The sequence below is a fragment of the Stagnimonas sp. FW305-C-60 genome, from assembly GCF_058782965.1.
The window spans coordinates 143193-157549 of sequence record NZ_JBYSYF010000002.1 but is presented as its reverse complement, the minus strand read 5'-3'; the positions used below and the strand labels follow the sequence as shown (position 1 = coordinate 157549).

The following is a 14357-nucleotide window of genomic DNA, read 5'->3' as shown; positions in this document are numbered from 1 at the left end:
GCCGCCAGGGAGCGGATCGCCGAAATGTGGTCGGGGTCAAGCGCATGCCTCATGCCGACCAGGAAACCCAAGGCTACTGCTGGTGCCATGGGCGGGCTACCCATACATCGAAACCACAATGGCAAAGCCAAGGTAGGCCAGAAGAATCCAGCAGAGCCAATACAGGGCTTCAACCCAAGCAATCCTGCCTTGGCTGGCGGCCCTCTCCGCCTGATGCACTCGGAACATGCCTATCGCATGCGCGAGCAGCCCTACGCCGATGATCGCCTCGGCATGCGCGGCAAAGCTGCCACCGAACTGCAATGCCAAGCCAGCGCCGAGCACCATTGCCCCGAGCGAAGAAAGCAGCTCCGCACGCTTACGGCGCGCGAGGGGTTTCGTGGTCTCGGCCGGCTTTACCACCACGCCCTGACACCGGCAACCAACCGATGCTCGCTTACCGGTTCGCCGCCCGCGCGGAGCCGATCCGCCGTTCCAGAAAATGATCGTTCCCATACGTAGCCGAGGTACGGGGCGAACTTGCGACGCAGCTCATAGCGCAGGCGCAGGCCGCCTTCGAGATTGCCAAGCCCGGCACCTAGGCCGCGCTCGTCTTCCGCCTTGCTGTAGAGGTTCGCCTCGACGCCGGGCGCGAGGATCAGGCTATTGGTGAAGCGGATGTCGTAGGCCGCCTTGAACCGCGCCGACAGCCGCCCGTCGTCACCGACGTAGCCGGTGGCCTCCATCTCGAACCAATACGGCGCCAACCCCTCCACGCCAACAGCGAGATAGGTGTGTGCACCAGTGCCGAAGTCCTGGCGCAGTCCAAGCTGTGTGCCCCAGAACACCGTGTAAGGACGCCACCACAGCAGTTCGCCGCTAGTTGTCGAGTCCCATCCGCCGGGAACCTTCAGCCCCTGCGTGCGCAGCCAGAGTTTTTCGGCATCGCCGCCGTAGTTCGCCTGCACGTTCCAGGCGTAGCCGTCGCTCTCGTTGCCGGACAGGAACTCGAATTCGTCGATGAGCACCTTTCCAAAAACGACTTGATCGGTCGCCTCCCAGCCTGCCAGGCCGAGATAGGCGTAGCCGTCGGAAAACGCATCTGGATCGCGTGCATCGGGCGGTGCCGATCCGTCTTGCATCGGGCGCATTTCCATCACCCCAGCAGCGGCCGGCTTCGACGAGCTGGTGGTGTGCCCGGCATGTTCTTCGGGAGACGCGGGCTCTGGAAGCGGCGTGACATGCCCAGTATGGGAATCGCCTGGCGGGGTGGCGTTCGTGCCGTGCCCGGAGTGTTCTTGTGTCGAGCTCTCCTCCGCGAATGCGACGCCAGCCACCAATAGCAGGGCAAGTCCCAAGCGACGGCCAGGAATCGGCTTTTCCGCAGCCGGCGCGCTCACGCCACCACCACTTCGCGGAACATGCCGGCCGCCATGTGGTACAGCAGATGGCAGTGATAGGCCCAGCGCCCGCGCGCGTCCGCGGTCACCGAAAAGCTCACCCGCTGCGCCGGTTGAACCGTGATCGTGTGCTTGCGCACCTGGAAACTTCCATCTTCCGCTTCCAGATCGCTCCACATCCCGTGCAGGTGCATCGGATGCGTCATCGTCGTGTCGTTGTGCAGAATGATCCGCAGCCGCTCGCTTTCGCGGAAATGTATCGGTTTGGCGTCGTTGAGCTTCAAGCCGTCAATCGACCACTCGAAGCGCTCCATATTGCCGGTAAGGTGTAACTCGATCTCTCGATCCGGCGTTCGCGCATCGACTGCACCCCCGACGGTACGCAGGTCGGCGTAAGTCAGCACGCGTCGGCCGTTGCCGCGCAGGTTGACGCCCGGATCGTCGAGATTCCTGCGTGGATAATCCACGCGCATGTCCACGCCGGGGGCGTATTCGGTGCGGGCGTGTCGCGCCGGCGGACCCATGTCCATTCCCGGCATGTCCATCATGCCGGCCATCGCGCCCATCATGTCGGCCTCGGTAAGCCAGGCGGGCGCGTCGGGCCCTGGTACAGCAGCTTCCATGCCCGCGCGCGGCGCCAGCGTGCCCCGCGCGAAGCCGGTGCGGTCCATGGTCTGCGCGAAGATCGTGTAGGCACGGTCGTCGGGCATCCGCACGATCACGTCGTAAGTCTCGCCGGGGCCGATGCGGAGTTCATCGACATCGACCGGCTCCACCTCTTGTCCGTCGGTGGAAACGATAGTGAGCTTGAGCCCGGGAATGCGCACGTCGAAGAACGTGGCAGTGCCGGCGCCGATGAAGCGCAGTCGCACGCGCTCGCCGGCATGCGCGATGCCGGTCCAGTTGCTCGCCGACGTCACGCCATTCATCAGGTAGGTGTAGGTCGCACCCGACACGTCGCTGTAGTCGGTCGGGTTCATGCGCGAGCGGTTCCACATCCGCCGCCGGGTGAGCGCACCGGACAGCCCCACGCGTGACAGGTCCGCGTACAAGTCGCCAACGGTGGGCAGCCCGTGGTTGTAGTAGCTGCCCATCTTCTTCAGGTTCAGATAAACCTGGAGCGGGTTCTCGTCGGTCCAGTCGCTGAGCAGAACGGCGTAATCACGCTCCGTCCGCGCCGGCGGCAGCGTGCGCGGCTCGGCGATGATCGCGCCGTACAGGCCCGTCTGCTCGTGCAGCGTATGCGCGTGATACCAATAGGTGCCAGTCTGGCGCACGATGAAGCGATAGGTGAAGGTTTCGCCGGGCGCGATGCCGGGATAGCTGATACCGGGAACGCCGTCCATCTCCGGCGGCAGGATCAGCCCATGCCAATGAATGGCGGTCGGCTCGCTGAGGCGGTTCGTTACGCGGATTGTGACAGTGTCACCTTCGCGCACTCGCAGCAGGGGCGCCGGAACCTGTCCGTTTACGGCCGTGGCCACGCTGGCGCGGCCGGTGTAGTTCACCGGCAGTTCGGCGATCTCCAGATCGAATTCCGTGCCGCAGAGTTCCGGCGGGCAACCAGTCGCCGCCAGCAATGGCGCAGGCCACGACGCGCAGGCGCCGAGTGCCGTGGCGGCCGCCACGCCTTGAATGAAGGTCCGCCGGGTACACCGCCCAGAAAGGCCGGTCATGTTCATTCCCTGCAAGAGTTTCATGAGCGGCACACTCATTCGCCGGTTGGCGACGGTTCGGTGTGTCGCGCCATTTCGCGGTGCCATTCGGCAAGCGCGCGATACTCGCGGACGTCGTCTTCCCGACCCTCGATGAGATGGTCGTAGGGTTCCAGCGCGCCCGGTTCCACTGGATGATCTCCGGGCTTCCAGCGGTTCTCATAGCGCCCCCTCAACTCGCGGTCTGCGCCTGCTTCGCGTTCGGCGGCTTGGGCCTGTGCGTCGTAATACGTGGCCAGGTTCTGATGATCGGCCGGCGAGGCGGCTTGCTGGACTTTGTCCGCCACGTTGGTGTCGGTAACGCTGCTGGCGGTGGTCGTCGCGTATTGACTTGGAGCGTTCCTGTTGCAGCTGGCCAGTGCGAGCGCACCGGCTAACACAGCGATCATCAGCGTCGCCGATCTCGAAGGGAACGACGGATGGCAGGTCATGGTTCGATCTCCGGGTTGACGATCAAGGCAAATTACGGCGAGCGGGGTCCACAGAATCCGACGCATCGCTACTGCCGTGACGATGTCCTCCATGTCCGTGCCCGAACAGATGCATCAGCGGGCAGGCCAAGATCAGCAACCACGTGAGAGCCTGGGCGATATGACTTTGATGTTCGGTGGCGTACCAGTAGCAAGCCGCCGCCAGTGCGAGCAGCACGGCAGTTGCGAGCCACGCTAGCGCGCGTCTGCTTGGTTTTGATCGATGGCCGCTCGGTGGATGTTCGTGCGCGCTTTGCATCTGCAACCCTCCGGCTTCTCAAACAACTGGACAACGGCTCCACACTCCTTCGCCGGACACCGACTCCGGAGTGTGGACGTCGATTCACATGTCGCTCATGCCGCCGGACATGGGGTCTGGCTTAGCGGGGGCGGCAGGAGGCATCTCCATGGCATCGTCCGCCTTGTCCATGTCGTCCATCATTCCCATGCCGCCCTTCTGCATGCCCTTGTCCTTCTTCATTCCCATGCCTTGCTTGCCCATGGCCTTACCGGACGCTGCCGCAGGAGGTGTCTGCCGTTGCGCCGAGGTGGCGCCGTGCTGAGCCTGCTGCAGTTGCCGAACCTGCTCGCGCAGTGCCTCAAGTTCCTGTTGAAGCTGCGCGTTGCTGGGAGGAGTAGCGTCCGCTGGTGCGGCTGCCTTCGGCGTCGCCTGCGCATGGACCGTGCTCACCGAAAGACCGAGAGCGAGCGCGAGAACCGCCCCGGCAATGGGAGACAAAGTGAACTTCATTGACGGGGTTTCCATAGCAATGTCTCCTGGAAAATCGGACGGCTTCAGTTCTGGCCCGGCGTCTTGTGCTGATGCGCGGGCAGTTCGACCGGCGGGGCTTTGTCGGAGCTTTCGCAGTCCTGCATGTGCTGCGCCGGATCCATACCCTTCATGCCGCGCGTATCGGGCATCGGATGGTCCTTGGCGTCGTGCGTCATCGCTTCGGTGCCGGGTTTTGGCGTGCAAGTGATCGTGGGCTTGGTGGGCTTGTTATCCGGATCGTGGAACTTCGGGTCCATGCCCTGCATGCCGCGAGTCTGCGGCATCGGGTGCTTGTCCTCGGCTGCGGAAGCCAGGCCAGCGATTGCCAAACACACGGCGGCGAAACTGAGAGAAAACTTGTTCATGACATCACTCCTAAATTGAGAACTGCGCGGAAGTAGTCCGGCCCCCGCAATCCGGTCGAAATTGCAAAATCAGAATCATGGATAACAAGTAGATATGCATTGACCTGCGTCAACCGGCCGGCCCTGGGTAGTTGTCGGGTTTTATTGAAATCGGAGTGAATTATCTTGCGCAACACGGAAACCTCTGACATTTGAGCAAACTCCAACCCTGGCACGCGAAGCGTCAGTGTTTAAGGAGCATGTTCTTCGGATGTGAGCAGCGCTTCAATGACAGGGAACGGCCGACCGGGAGGGTGCTTTGCGCGCGCGTTCAGCAGATCGCGTAGGCACGCAAGCTCTCCAAGCTTCAGTTCGATATCGCGGAGAAGTCGGCTGATCGAGGCTTCGAGAGTGACTTGATCCCCTCCTCCCGCGTCGAGCAGAAGCAGCGCACTGATGTCATCGAGTGAGAAGCCCAAGGTTCTGGCGCGCCGAATGAACCGCAGCCGGCTCACGTCGGCCGGACTATAGGTCCGATACCCGGACAGACTCCGCTCGGCCCTCGGCAGCAGGCCGATGCGCTCGTAAAACCGGATCGTATCCGCGGCAACGTCGGCAAGCTTGGCAACCCGTCCGATGTTCATGGGACTGATCCAGTGTGGCGAGAGTGAAGGTCCGGCTGCATCAGAGAAGCGCTCGCGCGAGTGATTCCACAGGCCGCAATCCTTGCCCGAAGCGCGCGATCGCTTCGCGGTGCGAACGCAGCTCGCTATACGCCAAATAGCGCGGTGCCAAGCGGCCGATGCTTGAAAAAGCCGGCCGCCTCAGCTGCTCTCTCACCTGGTTCTCGCGCGCATCGGGAGCCACGAGAAAGTAGAGCGCGTTCGCGTGTTCCGGTGCGCCGAGCGCAAGATCGAGCATCCGCACGATTCCCGAGTAGATGCTCGTGCTGTGCTCAACCTCGAAAGCCGCCGCTACACGACCGGAGGCCGCGTCCAGCCACAGCACGTCGATCAGCCGCACGGTCTCGGTTACATCCAGCGAGGTAGGCAGAGTTTCCATGCAGCCGTCCGAGAGATGCCCACCGGCGTAGGAGCGGCTGCGGTCGTTGGCGGCGATCCAGACCCCAAACCCGAGCGCTCGGCCGAGATCGCGCAGCCAGCCCTGCACTTCGGTGTGCGTCGTGTCGCCCTCGCGTGCCTGCGCCTGCGCTTTGGCCGCAGCAGTGGATTCCTCGCGTACACGGGCAAGATCATCGCGCCATTGCGCGAACGCGGAGGCGTCGTCGGTTGCTGGCGGAAGCAGGTAGCGGCCGCTGCCCAGGTCGAACAGCAGGCCGCCGATGGCACCCAGATCGTTGGATAGCAAATCTCGCAGGCGTGCGTTGATGCCCAAGATGCCGCGCCGCATCGCGAGGTACTCGGACCAGCGGCCCAGCTTGACCGATGCGCCGGTCAGCAGGTTGTAGCCCTTGACGATGGAGGTGTTGAAGGGCGGCACGCGCGTGGGATGCAGGAAGTACAGCAGGTTCGCAGCCGCAGGCCCTAGTCCCTTGATGGTGCGTGCATCCAGCGCATGGATCGCCTCCACGATGGCGTCGTCGGTGGAACAGCAGGCGCAGTGATGCAGGAAGCGTGCGAAGGCAAGCTGGTTCTCGCGGTTCTCGTAGATATCTGGAATGCGCAGCTTGGGTTTCCACAGGAAGGCGTGGTCCGCGCCTTTGAAGATCTGGCGCTGCTCGGCGATGGAACCGACGACGGTCTCCAGCGAAGAACCCTTGTAGAGGTTGCCGAAGCGCCCCGCCTCGATTTCCGCGACCACGACTTCGAGGCCGCGGCGAATCGAGCGGAAGTTCTTGAGCCGCTCCTCCCACAGGAACCAGCTTCGGTAGGTGCTGCCGGCATCGGTGCGCCAGCGTTCAATCAGCGCACGTAGCGATGCATCTTCGAGGGTAACGGTCACGGAGCGCTTTCCGCTCGGCCATGCACAGCAAATACCTGTGGCTTGCCCGTATCGCTGAACAGCAGCACTTCATAAGGATCGATGCGGTCGCCCTGCTCCATGCCGGGCGAGCCGATCGGCATGCCGGGGACGGCCAGGCCCTTGGCCTGCGGCCTTTCGGTGAGCAGGCGCTGGATGTCTGACGCCGGGACATGGCCTTCGATGACATAGCCGTTCACCAGAGCGGTGTGGCAGGAGGCAAGGTCCGGCGGAACGCCCAGCTTGGCTTTGAGCGGGTTCATGGCGTTCTCGTTGTGAACCTCGACCTTGAGCCCCGCCTGGCGCAGATGCTCTACCCACTTGGAGCAGCAGTTGCAGGTGGCGCTCTTATAGACGACGACGGTGCCGGGTTCCGAGCCTTTGCCTCGCCAGCCGAACGAGGCCGTTCCCAGCGCGACAAGCGCGATGGCCGCGGCGGCCAGGCCGATGCCGAAAAGCCGCCGGCGTGTCGGGTGCGGCGATGTCGATATTTTCATGGTGAACCTCACAGGCGAAGAGAGCGCAGCCGCAACGCGTTGCCGATCACCGAGACCGACGACAGACTCATCGCCGCGCTGGCGATCATCGGTGACAACAGCACGCCGAAGAATGGGTACAGCACGCCAGCCGCCACCGGTACGCCGAGCGCGTTGTAAACGAAGGCGAAGAACAGGTTCTGGCGGATGTTGCGCATGGTGGCGCGCGACAAGTGCACGGCCTTGGCGATGCCGCGTAGATCGCCCTTGAGCAGGGTCACACCGGCCGACTGCATCGCCACGTCGGTGCCAGTGCCCATGGCGATGCCGACATCGGCGGCGGACAGCGCCGGGGCGTCGTTGACGCCGTCGCCGGCCATCGCAACGACACGGCCTTCCTTCTGCAGGCGCTGCACGATGGCCGCTTTGTCCTGCGGCAGCACGTCGGCGATCACTTCATCCAGGCCCAGTTCCTGTGCCACGGCGCGCGCCGTGCGCTCGTTGTCGCCGGTAAGCATGAGGACGCGGATGCCGGCGGCCTTGAGCGCGGTCACGGCTTCGGGCGTCGATGGCTTGATGGCGTCGGCAACGCAGACCAGGCCCGCAGGCCGGCCGTCCACCGCAACCAGGATCGCGGTCTGGCCTTTGGCGCGATAGTCCTCGGCGGCGGCTTGCAGCGTTGCGGCATCGACTTTCCGGGCTTCGAGCAGGCGCAGGTTGCCGACTAGGACGCTGCGGCCTTCGACGCTACCCCAGACGCCCAGGCCGGGATCGGACTCGAAGCCCTCCACTGCGGGCAGGCGATCAAAGCCCTTGGCCTTGGCGCCTTCGATGATCGAGCGTGCCAGTGGATGCTCGCTGGGCGATTCCGCTGCGGCGGCCAGACGCAGCACCTCGTCTTCGGTGAAGCCGGCGAGCGCCACCGTCGCGCGCAGACTCGGCTTGCCTTCGGTGAGCGTGCCGGTCTTGTCGACGACCACGGTATCGATCTTTTCCAGCCGCTCCAGCTCGGCGGCGTCCTTGATCAGCACACCGGCCTGCGCGCCGCGGCCGACACCGACCATGATCGACATTGGCGTGGCCAGGCCCAGCGCGCAGGGACAAGCAATGATCAACACACTGACCGCGACCACTAGCGCGGTCGCGAGCTGCGGCGGCGGGCCAAACAGTGCCCAGACCAGGGCCGCGGCCATCGCGACGAGCACCACCGCCGGCACGAACCAGCCGGAAACCACGTCGGCGAGCCGTTGCACCGGTGCGCGCGAGCGCTGCGCCTGCGCGACCATCTGCACGATCTGCGCGAGCAGCGTGTCGTTGCCGACGTGCGCGGCTTTTACCAGTAGGCTGCCGCGGTCGTTGAGCGTGCCGCCGGTGACCGTATCGCCCGGCTGCTTGCGCACTGGGTCGGGCTCGCCGGTGATCATCGATTCGTCGACGTGGCTGCTGCCTTCGAGCACCTCGGCATCCACCGGAATCTTCTCACCGGGACGCACACGCAACCGGTCGCCGATCTGCACATGGCCAGCGTCGACGTCGGCTTCATTGCCGTGCTCATCGACGCGGTGCGCGATCTTCGGCGCCAGCTCCAGCAAGGCACGGATGGCGCTGGATGTCTGCGAACGTGCGCGCAGCTCCAGAACCTGGCCCAGCAGCACCAGCACGGTGATGACGGCGGCCGCTTCGAAGTACAGCGGAGGCGCGCCGCCGGCCATTCGGAAAGCCTGTGGCAGTAGGCCGGGCAGCAGCGTGGCCACCACGCTGAAAGCGTAGGCCGCACCCACACCCAGCGCGATCAGCGTGAACATGTTGAGGTTCCGCCGCACCAGCGACTGCCAGCCGCGCGCGAAGAAGGACGCGCCGGCCCAGACGACCACCGGCGTGGCGAGTACGAACTGGGTCCAGGTCCACAAGACGTGGCCCATGCGTCCCATCAGATTCAGTGCCGGCACGAACTCGCTCATCACCAGCCCCAGCAGCGGCACAGTCAGAACGACGCCGATCCAGAACCGGCGCTGCATGTCGCGCAGCTCGGTATCGTCTTCATCGCTCGACGGCTCCACGGGCTCCAGCGCCATTCCGCACTTGGGGCAGGTTCCGGGGCCGCTCTGGCGCACTTCCGGATGCATCGAACAGGTGTAGATCACATCCTTACGCTGCGAATGCGCAGACTCTGTGCCCACGGCTTCAGGCGGCGCTTGCAAATACCGCCGGGGATCGGCGACGAACTTTGCGCGGCACTTCTCTCCGCAGAAATAGTGGATGCGGTCGCCGTGTTCGTGACGCAGCGCCGTCACCGGATTCACCTTCATGCCGCAAACGGGGTCACGCACGGTCAGTGCGTCGTTCGAGGTGCTGCAGCAGTTCGTCATGGGGATAGTCTCGGATGGGTCAATCAGTTGGTAGGGGTAGGCGTGGGTGCCTTGTAGTCCTGCGAAGACCAGTGCAGATGCGTGATGCGCCAGCCCTGCGGCGTCTTGCGCAGCAGCGCGGTCTCGGCGCTGAGCACATCGATGTCACTGCCCTTCGACGACTTGCCGCGGACGCGCATTTCAGTGGTAACCCAGGCTGCGTCGCCACTATCGCCCGAGCTGCGCTTGAGCCGTTCGGCCCGCGAGGTCTTGAGGAAAGCCATGTCGGCCTGCAGGTGATGCGCTGCGTATTCGTTGCGCGAGCGTTCGGCGCCACCGCCCTCGTAGATCAGCACGTCCGGCGCAAGCCATGCGAGGGCCGCTCTAGCGTCGCCGGATTTCAGCGCGGTCTGGAAGGCATCCACCACGTCCTGTGCCATGCGCGCGGCCTCGGTGTTCACGCCGGAAGGACTCATGCCGGACATGTCCATGCCGTCGTGCTCGCCCTCGCCGCCCGAGCCGTGCTCCTCATGCCCCATGTCGCCCTCGGCGCGGGCGGTGAGGATCTGGTACTGCGACGGCGTCAAGGTCGGCAGCTTCTGCAGGAAGGCGACCATCGCCCAGATACGGGCGTCGTCGTGCGTCTTGCCGAACGCCGCCATGCCGCTGGCCTTGATGCCGTGCTTGATGATCCAGAACTGGCGCGCGGCGCCGTTCTTCGCAATGCCGTGACCGTCGCCCTCATTGCCTCCGGCGGGATGGTGCGCTTCGGCACTTATCGCGAGGTTCGGCGGTCGTGGATACAGACCTTGACTGATTTCGTTGTCGATCTCACCCGGCTTCAGGTGGCAGCCGGCGCACATGTCGTTGTAGTCGGCGCCGCCGGCCAGCAGCATCTGCGGATTGTCGAGTGGCGGCACCTCGATGTCGCGGATCGAGCGCGCGATGGAACGCTCGCGCAGCGTATCCAGCGCCCAGTAGGTGGGCGCGTTATGTGGCACGTCCGCGCCCATCGGGTACCACCCGGAGTAGAGGAAGCCAAATCCACCCAGGCCAGCCAGCAGGCCGGTGGCGAGTAAAACCTTGAGAGTCTTCATGAGAGGCCGCGCGTTCACTTGCCGTGCTTCGAATGGTCCATGCCCGGCATGGATTCGCCCTTGGGCACCGCAGGCGTTGCCAGCGGCCCGGAGGTGGATTTTTCGTAGGGATTCCGCCGTGATGGATCGCCGAAGTCGGGATCGCCACTGATCTTCTTGGCGGTCAGGTGCTTCGGATACCGATACCAGCCGGGATCGCTGTAGTCGCCGGGCCTCTGGTCGTCACGCACCTTGACGATGGTGAACATGCCGCCCATCTCGATGGGGCCGAACTGGCCCTCCCCGGTCATCATCGGCAGCGTGTTGTCCGGTCCCGGCAGACCCATCGCGACGTGGCCGCTGTGCTCGGCCATGCCAAACTTGCCCATCGCGCCGTAGCCAGGCAGGAACCTGCGGATGTCAGCCTCGACGCCGGACTGGTCCACGCCGACCGGGTTGGGAATGACGTGACCCATCGGCCCCATCGTGTGATGCGACATGTGGCAGTGGAACGCCCAGTCGCCAGGTTCCGTTGCGATGAACTCGATGTCACGCATCTGGCCGACGCCGACGATCTCCGTGACTTCGCGCCGCCACTGGTTGCGGGGCCAACGTCCGCCGTCGCTACCTGTCACCCAGAACGGATTGCTATGCAGGTGGATGGGGTGATTCCACATCGAGAGGTTGCCGATGCGTATGCGCATCCTCTCGCCGGTGCGCATGACCAAGTTCTCGATGGCCGGGAACACCTTGCTGTTGAAGGTCCACAGGTCAAAGTTCTGCATCACCGCCGGATCGGGCCGGTAGGTGCCGGGATGCAGCGCCCAGTTGTGCAGCAGGAAGGCGTAGTCGCGGTCGACGGCAACTTCTTCGCCTCCCTTCGGGTGAATGATGAACAGGCCCATCATTCCGAACGCCATCTGCGTCATCTCGTCGGCATGCGGGTGATACATGTGCGTGCCGTGCTGCTTGAGCGTGAACTCGTAGGCGAAGGTTTCGCCTGGTTTGATCGCGGGCTGGTTCAGACCCGCTACGCCGTCGTAACCGGCAGGCAGATCGATGCCGTGCCAGTGCACGCTGGTGGGCTCACCCAGACGATTGGTGACCAGCAGGCGTACGCGGTCGCCTTCGACCGCTTCGATGGTCGGGCCTGGCGTGGTGCCGTTGTAGCCCCAGCACTTGGCGCGCGAACCCGGTGCAAACTCGTGCTCGATTTCCTCGGCGACGAGGTGAAATTCCTTGACGCCGCCCTTGATCGTGTATTGCAACGTCCAGCCGTTGAGCGTGCGCACCGGCAGATAGCCCTGCGGATGCCGCGTGAGCGCCGCGGGTAGTGCGAGGTCCGCAGGCGGCGACACCGGTTCCCTCCGGTTCTCCGGCATCTTTGAACCGGACATGTCGTGGCCCTCGTGCTGGGCCTGCGCGCTGCGGGAGACACCGGCCAACAGGCCGGCGCCCCCCACCGCGAGCGCTTGCAGAAGATCGCGTCGTGAGGTCATCAGTGCCCCCCGTGCGCGTCGGGCTTGCTCGGCGTACCGGCCGCCTTGCTGTGATCCATGCCGGCGTGCACATCCGCGCCACCGCACTTGACCATCATCGCTTTCATGACTGGGTCGTTCGGATCCATCTTCGAGTGATCCATGCCCTTCATCGCAGCGCAGTCAGGGGGGGCGTTCTTGGCAGCGGCCTCTTTGGCGTGCTCGGCCGGGTCATGCGCGAAGGCGAGCGGCGCGGCAACGACGAGGGCGAGAATCGAGAAGCGGCGAGTGATGCGGTTCATCGTGAGACTCCTGTGAGCAAGGCGCGGACTTGCGCCGGTGGAAACGGGTTCAGTGCGCATGGCCGGACTCCGGCTGGGCGGCAGGCGATGGACGACCGTGATCCATGCCTTCCATCGATAGGCCTTTCATGTCGTGTCCGGCGTGCGGATCGGCAGGCGCGGCCGCACCGCCGCAACGCGCGAGCAGAGCCTGCGTGACCGGGGCCTTCGGGTCGAGCCTTGCGCGTTCGGCCGGCGTGAGCGCGGCGCAGTCGGGTCCCTGAGGCGTCTTGGCCTGCGGCTTGGCGGCGGGCGACTCGTGCGACATGCCTTCCATCGGCTTGTCGCCCATGTCGTGGCCGGCGTGCGGATCGGCCGCAGCGGGCGCGGCGCCGTGCCCGGAGTGATTCATCCCCTTCATGCCTTCCATGCCGCCCATCGAGTGCTGGCTGTGATCCATGCCACCACCCTTGGGCTTGAGCAGCTCGGCGGGATCGAGCGTGGGGTCGGCAGGCTGCTGCGCGCTCGGCAGGTTGCGGCCGACGGCGCGGGCGAGCTCGGTGCGGGCGGTCCAGTAATCGCGCACCGCGTCGATGTAGCCGGCGTAGGCCTCGTATTCCTGCTGCTTGGCGAGGATCACCTCGAAGAGGCCGATGAGCATGTAGTTCTGCTCCAGTTGCATCTGCGCGACCACCGCCTCCCGCTGCGGAATCAGCGCGCCCTTGAACTCCCGCGCCAGCGCACGGTTGGCCTGCACCTTGGCCGCTGCGAGCTGCACCTGGTTGGAGACGTCGAGCACGCGGCCGTCGAGCTCGGTCTCGGCCTGGTCGAGCGCGGCCTGTGCCGCGGCCACGCGACCGCCACCCCAGTTGAATAACGGAAGTTTGAGTGCGACCGTCGGACCTGCATCGAGCGCGCCGTCGAAATCACGCTCGCGCTTGGCGCCAATCTCGATGCCGTCGATCAATCGCGTCCTGCGCGCGAAGCCGTAGCGATCTGCAATGGCCTCTGCGCGGCGGTGCAGACTGGCGAGGTCGAGGCGGCTTTCCAGCGCCAGCTTCTGGAGCACCGCGACCTCGTCCTCCTGCGGCAGTGGCTCGGCCAGTCGCGCATCGAGCGCCCACTGCGACTGCGCTGCCGACAAGCCCATGAGCCGGTTGAGCGCGGCGCGCGACTCGACCGCTTGCGCGCGAGCCGAGATCGCGGCCAGCACCGCCTGGCTCGCCGCCGCCTTTTCCATCGCCAGCTCGCGCGCGCTGATGTTGCCGGCGTCGAAGAAGCGCTGCGCAAGATCGGCGGACGCGCGCTGCGCCCGGGCCGCAGCGTCGCGCATCTGCGCGAGCTGGTCGGCACCGACGGCCGCGTACCAAGCGCTCTCGACCTCGGCGGCAAGGTCCATTGCCACCGACGCGACTTCGAGCTTGGCAGCTTCGAACTGCGCTCCGGCGATGCGGCTGTTGGCTGGCAGGAACAGCAGATTAGCGAAGTTGAAGGCGAGGCCCAGGGTGAGCTGCGGCACGTTCGCGCCCGCGCTCGAATCGCCGGACATGCGGGTGAGCGAGAACACGGGGTTGGCCAGCCGTCCGGCGTTGTAGACCTCGGCCGCGGCAAAGCCCAGGCGCGCCGTTTCTCGGCGCAGGTCGGGGTTGTTGATCAGCGCGAGTTGCACCGCAGTGTCGGCGGTCAGCGGGGTGCTCAACGCTTGCGTCGTGAACGATTTGGCGTCGGCCACCTGCGGCACCGCACGACCGCGCTCGGCTGTCATCTTTCCTACATCGGCGCGGCCCCAGTCGGCGGGAACGCTGGCACAGCCAACGAGCCCTGCAGCGAGCAGGGACGCAGGCAGCAGTTTGAATCGGGAAACCACGAAAACCTCCCACACGTCTTGAGGAGCGCTGCGGCCGCAAGCGGCGACGGCGGGCTCGAACAATCGTGGCGCAGGAGCACCCTGCGCCGCGACTGCGGCTTTGCCTCAGGACATACTGGGTGGTCGAATCAGATCAAGGCCGTGCGCGGAACGCAGGCGCGAAGGCGCTTC

The 14357-nt window shown here is 65.1% G+C and carries 15 protein-coding genes; all 15 read right to left on the bottom strand.

Features of this window, described 5'->3' with window-relative positions:
* Positions 1-96 precede the first annotated feature (96 nt).
* On the bottom strand, positions 97-405 hold the full coding sequence (locus AC3WT6_RS07650) for a hypothetical protein (RefSeq protein WP_492652988.1): 309 nt from the start codon (positions 403-405) through the stop codon (positions 97-99).
* Entirely contained in the window at positions 396-1379 is a 984-nt protein-coding gene (locus AC3WT6_RS07645; RefSeq protein WP_492652987.1) for a copper resistance protein B, read from the bottom strand. Before AC3WT6_RS07645 ends, AC3WT6_RS07650 begins: the two co-directional genes overlap by 10 nt.
* Positions 1376-3079: a copper resistance system multicopper oxidase gene (locus AC3WT6_RS07640; RefSeq protein WP_492652986.1), complete on the bottom strand. Its 1704-nt coding sequence runs from the start codon at positions 3077-3079 to the stop codon at positions 1376-1378. Before AC3WT6_RS07640 ends, AC3WT6_RS07645 begins: the two co-directional genes overlap by 4 nt.
* Before the next feature lie 11 nt (positions 3080-3090).
* A complete protein-coding gene (locus AC3WT6_RS07635; RefSeq protein WP_492653842.1) occupies positions 3091-3618 on the bottom strand; it encodes a hypothetical protein in 528 nt (175 codons plus the stop codon).
* Positions 3548-3823: a DUF2933 domain-containing protein gene (locus AC3WT6_RS07630; protein WP_492652985.1), complete on the bottom strand. Its 276-nt coding sequence runs from the start codon at positions 3821-3823 to the stop codon at positions 3548-3550. Before AC3WT6_RS07630 ends, AC3WT6_RS07635 begins: the two co-directional genes overlap by 71 nt.
* Before the next feature lie 84 nt (positions 3824-3907).
* A complete protein-coding gene (locus tag AC3WT6_RS07625; protein ID WP_492652984.1) occupies positions 3908-4330 on the bottom strand; it encodes a hypothetical protein in 423 nt (140 codons plus the stop codon).
* Between the two features lie 29 nt (positions 4331-4359).
* On the bottom strand, positions 4360-4701 hold the full coding sequence (locus AC3WT6_RS07620) for a hypothetical protein (protein ID WP_492652983.1): 342 nt from the start codon (positions 4699-4701) through the stop codon (positions 4360-4362).
* A gap of 230 nt (positions 4702-4931) precedes the next feature.
* The gene (locus AC3WT6_RS07615) at positions 4932-5324 is read right to left on the bottom strand and encodes a MerR family transcriptional regulator (protein ID WP_492652982.1); all 393 of its coding nucleotides are present in this window, start codon (positions 5322-5324) and stop codon (positions 4932-4934) included.
* Positions 5325-5364: 40 nt separating this feature from the next.
* On the bottom strand, positions 5365-6642 hold the full coding sequence (locus AC3WT6_RS07610) for a type II restriction enzyme NmeDI-related protein (protein ID WP_492652981.1): 1278 nt from the start codon (positions 6640-6642) through the stop codon (positions 5365-5367).
* The gene (locus tag AC3WT6_RS07605) at positions 6639-7157 is read right to left on the bottom strand and encodes a DUF411 domain-containing protein (RefSeq protein ID WP_492652980.1); all 519 of its coding nucleotides are present in this window, start codon (positions 7155-7157) and stop codon (positions 6639-6641) included. Before AC3WT6_RS07605 ends, AC3WT6_RS07610 begins: the two co-directional genes overlap by 4 nt.
* Positions 7158-7165: 8 nt before the next feature.
* Entirely contained in the window at positions 7166-9505 is a 2340-nt protein-coding gene (locus tag AC3WT6_RS07600) for a heavy metal translocating P-type ATPase (protein WP_492652979.1), read from the bottom strand.
* Between the two features lie 23 nt (positions 9506-9528).
* Entirely contained in the window at positions 9529-10581 is a 1053-nt protein-coding gene (locus tag AC3WT6_RS07595; protein WP_492652978.1) for a nuclear transport factor 2 family protein, read from the bottom strand.
* 14 nt (positions 10582-10595) lie between these two features.
* On the bottom strand, positions 10596-12059 hold the full coding sequence (locus tag AC3WT6_RS07590; protein WP_492652977.1) for a multicopper oxidase family protein: 1464 nt from the start codon (positions 12057-12059) through the stop codon (positions 10596-10598).
* Positions 12059-12340 (bottom strand): hypothetical protein, encoded by a 282-nt coding sequence (locus AC3WT6_RS07585; RefSeq protein ID WP_492652976.1) that lies wholly within the window; start codon positions 12338-12340, stop codon positions 12059-12061. Before AC3WT6_RS07585 ends, AC3WT6_RS07590 begins: the two co-directional genes overlap by 1 nt.
* 49 nt (positions 12341-12389) lie before the next feature.
* A complete protein-coding gene (locus AC3WT6_RS07580; RefSeq protein WP_492652975.1) occupies positions 12390-14249 on the bottom strand; it encodes a TolC family protein in 1860 nt (619 codons plus the stop codon).
* Between the last annotated feature and the right edge of the window lie 108 nt (positions 14250-14357).

Coding starts and splice junctions, on each gene's coding strand:
- AC3WT6_RS07615 (WP_492652982.1), bottom strand. CDS start 5,324: ATGAACATCGGACGGGTTGCCAAGCTTGCCGACGTTGCCGCGGATACG.
- AC3WT6_RS07605 (WP_492652980.1), bottom strand. CDS start 7,157: ATGAAAATATCGACATCGCCGCACCCGACACGCCGGCGGCTTTTCGGC.
- AC3WT6_RS07585 (WP_492652976.1), bottom strand. CDS start 12,340: ATGAACCGCATCACTCGCCGCTTCTCGATTCTCGCCCTCGTCGTTGCC.
- AC3WT6_RS07595 (WP_492652978.1), bottom strand. CDS start 10,581: ATGAAGACTCTCAAGGTTTTACTCGCCACCGGCCTGCTGGCTGGCCTG.
- AC3WT6_RS07590 (WP_492652977.1), bottom strand. CDS start 12,059: ATGACCTCACGACGCGATCTTCTGCAAGCGCTCGCGGTGGGGGGCGCC.
- AC3WT6_RS07625 (WP_492652984.1), bottom strand. CDS start 4,330: ATGGAAACCCCGTCAATGAAGTTCACTTTGTCTCCCATTGCCGGGGCG.
- AC3WT6_RS07620 (WP_492652983.1), bottom strand. CDS start 4,701: ATGAACAAGTTTTCTCTCAGTTTCGCCGCCGTGTGTTTGGCAATCGCT.
- AC3WT6_RS07635 (WP_492653842.1), bottom strand. CDS start 3,618: ATGGAGGACATCGTCACGGCAGTAGCGATGCGTCGGATTCTGTGGACC.
- AC3WT6_RS07600 (WP_492652979.1), bottom strand. CDS start 9,505: ATGACGAACTGCTGCAGCACCTCGAACGACGCACTGACCGTGCGTGAC.
- AC3WT6_RS07640 (WP_492652986.1), bottom strand. CDS start 3,079: ATGAAACTCTTGCAGGGAATGAACATGACCGGCCTTTCTGGGCGGTGT.
- AC3WT6_RS07630 (WP_492652985.1), bottom strand. CDS start 3,823: ATGCAAAGCGCGCACGAACATCCACCGAGCGGCCATCGATCAAAACCA.